The sequence below is a fragment of the Cellulomonas alba genome, from assembly GCF_030362835.1.
GTDB classification, from domain to species: Bacteria; Actinomycetota; Actinomycetes; order Actinomycetales; family Cellulomonadaceae; genus Cellulomonas; species Cellulomonas alba.
Genome location: NZ_JAUCGQ010000003.1, coordinates 292,897 through 300,655, shown reverse-complemented (window position 1 = coordinate 300,655; position 7,759 = coordinate 292,897). Strand labels below are relative to the sequence as shown.

7 protein-coding genes are annotated in these 7,759 nt (G+C 76.0%); 6 read left to right on the top strand and 1 reads right to left on the bottom strand.

Annotated features, from left to right (window positions below):
• Positions 1 to 989: 989 nt before the first annotated feature.
• Positions 990 to 1,220, bottom strand: a complete 231-nt coding sequence (locus QRT04_RS16365; protein WP_289456733.1) for a hypothetical protein — start codon at positions 1,218 to 1,220, stop codon at positions 990 to 992.
• Positions 1,221 to 1,751: 531 nt separating this feature from the next.
• Here QRT04_RS16365 and QRT04_RS16360 point away from each other — a divergent pair.
• The 6 genes from QRT04_RS16360 (at position 1,752) to recN (ending at position 7,753) form a co-directional block, all read left to right on the top strand.
• A complete protein-coding gene (locus QRT04_RS16360; protein ID WP_289456731.1) occupies positions 1,752 to 2,693 on the top strand; it encodes a tetratricopeptide repeat protein in 942 nt (313 codons plus the stop codon).
• Positions 2,690 to 3,730, top strand: coding sequence for an HAD-IIA family hydrolase (locus tag QRT04_RS16355; protein WP_289456730.1), 1,041 nt, complete (start codon positions 2,690 to 2,692; stop codon positions 3,728 to 3,730). The genes QRT04_RS16360 and QRT04_RS16355 overlap by 4 nt, the downstream gene beginning before the upstream one ends.
• 273 nt (positions 3,731 to 4,003) lie before the next feature.
• The gene (locus QRT04_RS16350) at positions 4,004 to 4,351 is read left to right on the top strand and encodes a hypothetical protein (protein ID WP_289456729.1); all 348 of its coding nucleotides are present in this window, start codon (positions 4,004 to 4,006) and stop codon (positions 4,349 to 4,351) included.
• A 5-nt stretch (positions 4,352 to 4,356) separates the two neighbouring features.
• Complete coding sequence (locus tag QRT04_RS16345; RefSeq protein ID WP_289456728.1) at positions 4,357 to 5,157, top strand: TlyA family RNA methyltransferase; 801 nt, start codon at positions 4,357 to 4,359, stop codon at positions 5,155 to 5,157.
• Complete coding sequence (locus QRT04_RS16340; RefSeq protein WP_289456727.1) at positions 5,154 to 6,023, top strand: NAD kinase; 870 nt, start codon at positions 5,154 to 5,156, stop codon at positions 6,021 to 6,023. The genes QRT04_RS16345 and QRT04_RS16340 overlap by 4 nt, the downstream gene beginning before the upstream one ends.
• Complete coding sequence (gene recN / locus QRT04_RS16335) at positions 6,020 to 7,753, top strand: DNA repair protein RecN (RefSeq protein ID WP_289456726.1); 1,734 nt, start codon at positions 6,020 to 6,022, stop codon at positions 7,751 to 7,753. The genes QRT04_RS16340 and recN overlap by 4 nt, the downstream gene beginning before the upstream one ends.
• Positions 7,754 to 7,759 lie beyond the last annotated feature (6 nt).

The window sequence follows — 7,759 nt, the reverse complement described above, 5'->3', positions numbered from 1 at the left end:
CGGAAGCTAAGCCCTTCAGCGCCGATGGTACTGCACCCGCCAGGGTGTGGGAGAGTAGGACGCCGCCGAACACCCTTCAGAAAGAGCCACCCCACACCGGGGTGGCTCTTTCTGTTTCCCCGGCATAGTTCGCGTGCGTCTCCCTCCGTTTTTTCAGTGTCGGATCGCGTTGTCTACGGTTCCGTGGCTCGTGATGTGGCGGATACGGCGGGGCTCCGGCTCCTGACGGATCGGCGGACGAGCGAACGTGGAGCCGACGGCCAATGACTGACATGTCTGGGCGCTGGACAGAGGCTTGAAACGGCGGCTGCCCGGCGGGGGGACACGACTGGTGGCTGCGTGTCGTGGCGTCGCGGGTCGCCGCGGCGTTGTCGGGCACGGGCATCCGGTCTGAACGCTGGCGGCGTGAATGCTCGCGTGCAGTCGATTGGGGTGACTGCGGCCGGGGATGAGACCATGAACCGTCGAAAATCGACGCGAGGAGAAGACAGATGAACAGCGACGACCGCGCGACCGGGGCCTCGAGCCCTGATCGAGGCGACGGCTCGAGCGACCGAGGGCCACGCAGCGCCGAGGGCGGCGCTCGTCGTTCCTCGCCGCACCAGGGGGCGGGCCAGGGCGGTCGTTCTTCTTCTCGCGGGACAGGTGGGTCGAGCCCTCGCGGCAGCTCAGGCTCGCGCGGCTACGAGTCGCGCGAGAGCGGCGTCTCGTGGTCGGACGATCGGGGTGGCCGGTCGCAGGGATCGTCTGGCCGCGGAGGTTCCTCGCGCGGGCAGGGATCCTCGCGTTCGTGGGAGGGCTCGTCTGGCGGGACCGGCGGGCGCTCGCGAGGGCCGTCGTCTCGGGCCGGCGGCAGTCGAGCCACTGGCGACGGTCGTTCCGGGGCTGCCTCGCGCGGGGGCTACGGTCAGGGGCCGCGCTCCGGTGGTTCGTCGTCGCCGCGCCGCTCCGACTCGTCGGCTGGCCGCGGCGTGAGTGGGCGCGGCCCGTCAGGAGGCGACCGGCGCACGCAGGGCGAGCGCTCTGATCGAGCGGGCCGGCCCGACGGCGGCGCTGCGTCCGGCCGGGCCGAGGGCCGCGCACCGGGCGGCGAGCGTCGCGAGTACGGCGGCGAGCGGGGTGCGTATCGCGGTGGCGCGGGCGGTCGCGAGTACGACCGCGGCGGCGATCGGCGTGGCCCTGGTGACGGTCCGCAGCAGCGGGAGTACCGCGGCGGCCATGGCGGCGGTGGTGATCGTCGCGGGGACGACGCAGGTGGCGGACGGCGTGAGTACCGGGGCGGCGAGCGACGGGAGCAGGGCTCCGGCGGCGAGCGTCGCGAGTACCGCGGCGGCGGCCAGCGTGACGAGGGGCGCGGGTATGGCGGCCGTCCTGGCGACGGCGCGCGTGACCAGCCGCGCGGGTACGGCGGCCGACCGGGTGACGGCGCGCGTGACGAGGGGCGCGGGTACGGCGGCCGCGCGGGTGCGGGCCGCCCGACATCCGACTACGGCGACCGCCGATCGGGGGCGCCTCGGACCGGTGACCGCGACGAGCGAGGCGCGTCGGGCGGCGGTCGGCCTGCCGGTGGGCGGCCCGGCGCGGGCGACCGCTCCGGTCGACCGGCCGGCGCGTCCCGCGGAACGGGGTACGACAGGCCCCGCGGCGCGAGCGGCGAGCGCCGGGCGGGTGGCGCGCACGGACGGACCGAGCAGCGGCCCTACGGCGAGCGAACGGAGCGCAGCTCTGACCGCGCACCCCGGGTCGAGCGCGTGCCGGCACCGGAGGTGCCCGACGACGTCGTCATCGGTCAGCTCGACCGCACGGTGCGCGCGCGGCTGCGCGGGCTGACGAAGGAGAACGCCGAGGCCGTCGGCCGCCACCTGTTGATGGTCGGGCAGCTCCTCGACGTCGATCCGGAGCTGGCGTACGAGCACGCTCAGGCGGCGGTGCGCCGCGGCGGTCGAGTCGACGTCGTCCGCGAGGCTGCGGGACTCGCGGCATACCGGACGGAGCGCTACGCCGAGGCGCTGCGCGAGCTGCGCACCGTGCGGCGGCTCAACGGCTCGTCGGAGCACCTGCCGGTGATGGCCGACTGCGAGCGAGGGCTCGGCCGGCCGGAGCGTGCCATCGCGCTCGCCGCGGAGCCTGAGGCGGAGACGCTCCCCGGCGAGTCGCGGATCGAGCTGGCGATCGTCGTCAGCGGCGCCCGGCTGGACCTGGGGCAGCCCGAGGCGGCGGTCGCGGTGCTCGACACGGCGCTCGCGCGCTCGGCGAAGGGCGCGGCGGAGGTGCGGGTGGCGCAGGCACGCGCGACGGCGCTCGAGGCGGCCGGACGGGTCGACGAGGCCCGCGCCGAGCTGAGCCGCTACACGCCTGAGCAGCTCGCCGAGTCGTCCGGGGAGATCGAGCTCGACGAGGAGATCGTCGTCTTCGATCTCGATGAGGGCGACGACGAGAGCGGGGAGGCCGACGACGCTGACGCTCGTGAAGGCGCCGCCGCGGCCGAGGTGGTCGACGCCTCGCGCGACGCCGACGACGCGTCTGATGTCGACGTCGCGTCCGATGTCGACGACGCCGCGCCGCACGGCGACGACTCGACCGATGTCGACGACGCCGCGCCGCACGGCGACGACTCGACCGAGGCCGGAGACGGCTCGGGGACGGCCGCGGGTGAGGTCGGGGACGAGGCACGCGACGGGACCGGGGCGTGACGGCGGGGGCGGGGCTCGTCGGGTGCGACGTCGCGCCGGCGGACCGGTTCGACCTGGCGCTCGTGGATCTCGACGGCGTCGCGTACCGCGGCCACGAGCCCATCGACGGTGCGGCCGAGGGGCTGACGAGCGCGCGGACGCGCGGGATGCGGCTCGTGTTCGTCACGAACAACGCGTCGCGCGAACCCGAGTCGGTCGCTGACCAGCTCAGCGACCTCGGCATCCCGGCGCAGGCCGGTGAGGTGATGACCGCCGCGCAGGCGGCGGCCCAGCTGCTGCGCACGCGGCTCCCGCACGGCGCCAAGGTGCTGGTCGTCGGCGGCGCAGGTTTGGTGACGGCGGTGCGACAGGCGGGGTACGTGGTCGTCGACTCGGCGGACGACGAGCCCGACGCCGTGGCGCAGGGATTCGCGCCGGACGTCGGCTGGATGCAGCTGTCCGAGGCCGCGTACGCGGTCGAGCGCGGCGCCTGGTACGTCGCGTCGAACCTCGACCTCAGCATCCCGACCGCTCGCGGCATCGCGCCCGGCAACGGGTCGCTCGTCGGTGCGGTGCGCAACGCGACCGGCGTGACGCCGGACAGCGCGGGAAAGCCGTCGCCGACCATGTACCGGATGGCCGTCGAGCGGGCCGGGGCGCGCGAGACGCTCGTCATCGGCGATCGGCTCGACACGGACCTCGCTGGGGCGCGGGTCGGCGGCTTCGTCGGGCTGCACGTGCTGACGGGCGTCAGCACCGAGCGTGACGACGTGCTCGCCCGGCCCGACGAGCGACCGCACCTGATCGCCGCCGATCTGCGCGGTCTGCTCGTGCCGCACCCCGAGCCGACGGCGGGCGCCGACGGCTGGTGGTCGTGTCGCGACGCGTCGGCACGTGTCAGCGACGGGCGGCTCGAGCTGGGCCGCGGCGGTGGCGACGACGTCGAGGCGCGCCTCGACCGGGTGCGCGCCGCGTGCGCGGCGGCGTGGGCGTACGTCGACGACGGCGGTGAGCTCGACGCGTCCGCGGTGCCCGACCTCACGGTGCGCGGCGACTGACATCGCGCGTGCACCGGCGCGGCGCCTGTGGAGGTGCCGGGCCGGTGTGGGCGGCGGCAGGTACCGTGGGCGCGGCGTCCGGGGACGGGCGGCGGTCGGACGTGGCAGCGGCCCGGCCTGGCGGTGTCGGAGGGGTCGGTGGCCCGTGACGAGCGCCGGCAGCGTCGGCGTCGACGGGCGGGCGGCCGTTCCGTCGCAAGGCGCCGGTGCGTCGTTCCACGCGAGTCCGTGGCCGGCTCCGACCTGCGGTCGGGCTCGGCGAGCGGTGCACGGGTGGCCGGCGACGATCGGACGGCGGCGGTCGGCGGCCAGGCGGCTGGCGCGGCGGTGGGAGTGGCGCCGGGTGGCAGCCAGGACTGGCAGGACGAGGAGAGACAGGTGGACGAGCGGATGACGCTCGCGGACGGTCCGGCGAACGGGCCGGACGCGGGCCGGGACCAGGAGGTCGCGCGCGCGCACGAGCCGGCGGCCGAGGCGGCCACGTCGACGGGCGACGCTGCGGTCGACGAGGCGCTCACCCTGCTCTCCGGGCTCGACGAGCAGCCGCTCCGGGCCCACGTCGCCGCGTTCGACGCGGTGCACGGGGCGCTCCAGGACCGGCTCGCGGACGCCGAGGGCTGACCAGCGTGACCACCCGCCTCGACACCGAGCTCGTGCGCCGCGGGCTGGCCCGCTCGCGCGGCCACGCCGGCGAGCTCATCGCGGCCGGCCGCGTGACTGTCGACGGTGCGCTCGCCGTGCGGAACGCCGCGCAGGTGACGGATGCGGGCGACCTGCGCGTCAGGACCGACGCGGCCGACCCGGGCTACGCGTCGCGCGCGGGCCACAAGCTGGCCGGCGCGCTCGACGCGTTCGAGCCGCACGGGCTGGTCGTCGCGGGGCGCGACTGCCTCGACGCCGGCGCCAGCACGGGCGGGTTCACCGACGTGCTGCTGCGGCGCGGGGCCCGCCACGTGGTCGCGGTCGACGTGGGGCACGGGCAGCTCCTGCCGGAGCTGCGCGACGACGCGCGCGTCGACTCGCGGGAGGGCGTCAACGTCCGAGACCTGCAGCCGGACGAGATCCAGCCGGTGCCCGAGCTCGTCGTCGCCGACCTGTCGTTCATCTCGCTCACGCTCGTGCTGCGCCCGCTCGCCGAGGTGGCGACCGACGACGCGGACCTGCTCGTCATGGTCAAGCCGCAGTTCGAGGTGGGCCGGGAGCGGCTCGGGTCCGGCGGCGTCGTGCGCGACGCGGGGCTCCAGTCGCAGGTCGTGCAGGGCGTCGCGCGTGCCGCGGGGGAGCTGGGTCTCGGCGTCCACGGCGTCGAGCCGAGCGTGTTGCCCGGTCCAAGCGGCAACGTCGAGTTCTTCCTGTGGCTGCGCCGCGGAACGCAGGGCACCGTGTCGGCGGCCCAGATCGACGCCGTCGTGAGAGGTGCGTCGTGAGCCGGCGCGCGCTCGTGGTCGTGCACCACGGGCGGCCCGAGGCCGTCACCGCGACGGACGAGGTGCTCCGCGAGCTCGAGCAGGCGGGCGTCGAGGCGCAGATCGCGCCGGACGACGGGCTCGCGACCGAGCTCGAGCCGTTCGACCTCGCGATCGTGCTCGGCGGCGACGGCACGATCCTGCGTGCGGCCGAGCTGACCCGCGGCACCGATGTGCCGTTGCTGGGGATCAACCTCGGCCACATCGGCTTCCTGGCGGAGGCCGAGCGCGACGACGTCGGCGTGGCCGTCCGGCGGCTGACGGCGGGCGACTTCGAGGTCGAGGAGCGCACGACGATCGAGGTCCGCGTGCTGCACCCGGACGGCTCGGAGCAGCGCGACTGGGCGTTGAACGAGGCCGCGCTCGAGAAGGTCGACCGGTCGCGCATGCTCGAGGTCGTCACCGAGGTCGACGGTCACCCGCTGTCGTCCTTCGGCTGCGACGCCCTGGTCGCGGCGACGTCGACCGGCTCGACCGCGCACGCGTTCTCGGCCGGCGGCCCGGTCGTGTGGCCGGACGTCGACGGGATGATCCTCGTGCCGATCGCCGCGCACTCGCTGTTCGCGCGGCCGCTCGTCGTGGGACCGCGCAGCGTGCTCGCGGTCGAGGTGCTGGAGCGGTCGCCGGCGCCCGGGACCGTGACGTGCGACGGCCGTCGGCGGCTCGAGGTGCCGCGCGGCGCGCGCATCGAGGTGCGGCGCAGCCACCTCCCGGTGCGACTCGCGCGGCTCTCCCCGGCACCGTTCACCACGCGGCTCGTCAACAAGTTCGCGCTGCCGGTGCGCGGCTGGCGGGGTGGCGCGGGTTCGACGGAGGCCGACCGGTGATCGAGGAGATCCGCATCGAGAACCTCGGCGTGATCGGTCGCGCCCAGGTCGAGCTCGGGCCGGGCCTCACCGTGCTCACGGGCGAGACGGGCGCCGGCAAGACGATGGTGCTGACGGCGCTCGGCCTGCTGCTCGGCGGCAAGGCGGACCCCGGCACGGTCCGCACGGGCGCGACGTCGGCGGCGGTGGAGGGCCGGGTCCGCCTGGACGCGGCCGACGACGCGCTCGCGCGCGCGGTCGACGCCGGCGCCGAGGTCGACGAGGACGGCAGCCTGCTCGTGGTCCGCACGGTCACCGCGCCGAGCGGCGAGGCCGCCGGGCGCTCGCGCGCGTACGTGGGCGGTCGGTCGGTGCCGCAGGCGGTGCTCGGCGAGCTCGCCGACGCGCTCGTCACCGTGCACGGCCAGTCCGACCAGGCTCGGCTGCGTTCACCCGCGCACCAGCGGGAGGCGCTCGACGCGTTCGTCGGCGGCCAGCACGGCGCCACGCTCGAGCAGTACCGCGCGGCGTGGGCCGAGCGCGGGCGGGTGGATGCCGAGCTGGCCGAGCTCGTGGACCGCGCGCTCGACCGCTCGCGCGAGGCGGAGCTGCTGCGGCTCGGTCTGGCCGAGGTCGAGCGGGTCGACCCGCAGCCGGGGGAGGACGTCGCGCTCGGGGACGAGATCGAGCGGCTCGCGCACGCCGAGGACCTCCGCGCGGCGGCGGCAGGTGCGCACGCGGCGCTCGTGGGTGAGGACGACGGCGCGGGCGAGTCCGTCGCCGCGGTGGACGCGATCGAGCACGCGCGGCGCTCCCTCGAGCAGGCCGCGAGCCATGACCCGGTGCTCGGCGCGCTCGCGACGCGCGTGGCCGAGGCCGGCTACCTGCTCGCGGATGCCGCGGCCGAGCTGTCGGCGTACGTCGACGACCTGCAGGCCGATCCGGCGCGGCTCGACGTGGCGCAGCGGCGCCGTGCCGAGCTCACGACGCTGACCCGCAGCTACGGGAGCGACGTCGCCGAGGTCCTCGCGTGGGCGGACGACGCCGGCCGTCGGCTGCTCGCACTCGAGGGGGGCGACGCGCGGATCGAGGCGCTGCGGGAGCGGCGCTCGGAGCTCGACACCGAGCTGGCCGTGCTCGCCGACGGCATCACCGCCGCACGGACCGAGGCCGCCGAGCGGCTCGCGAAGGTCGTGACCGAGGAGCTCGCGGGGCTCGCCATGACGGGTGCGCGCCTGACAGCGGTCGTCGAGCCTGCCGAGGAAGCCGGACCGCACGGTGCCGACCGGGTGGAGATGCTGCTCGAGCCGCACGCCGGTGCGCCGGCCCGTCCGCTCGGCCGCGGCGCGTCGGGCGGCGAGCTCTCGCGCGTCATGCTCGCCATCGAGGTCGCGCTCGCGACGGCGGAGGGGTCGGGGGCGCCCGGCACGTTCGTGTTCGACGAGGTCGACGCGGGCGTGGGCGGACGAGCGGCGGTGGAGGTCGGGCGCAGGCTCGCGGAGCTGGCGCGTGGCTCGCAGGTGCTCGTCGTCACGCACCTCGCGCAGGTCGCGGCGTTCGCGGATCGGCACCTCGTCGTGACCAAGTCGACGGCCGACGGCGTCGACGTCGTCACCGAGTCGGATGTGCGTCTCGTCACGGCGGACGAGCGTGTGCGCGAGCTGGCCCGCATGCTCTCGGGCAGCGAGGACTCGGAGGCGGCGCGCACGCACGCCGCGGAACTGCTGGAGGCCTCGTCCGTGGGACGATGACCCCCG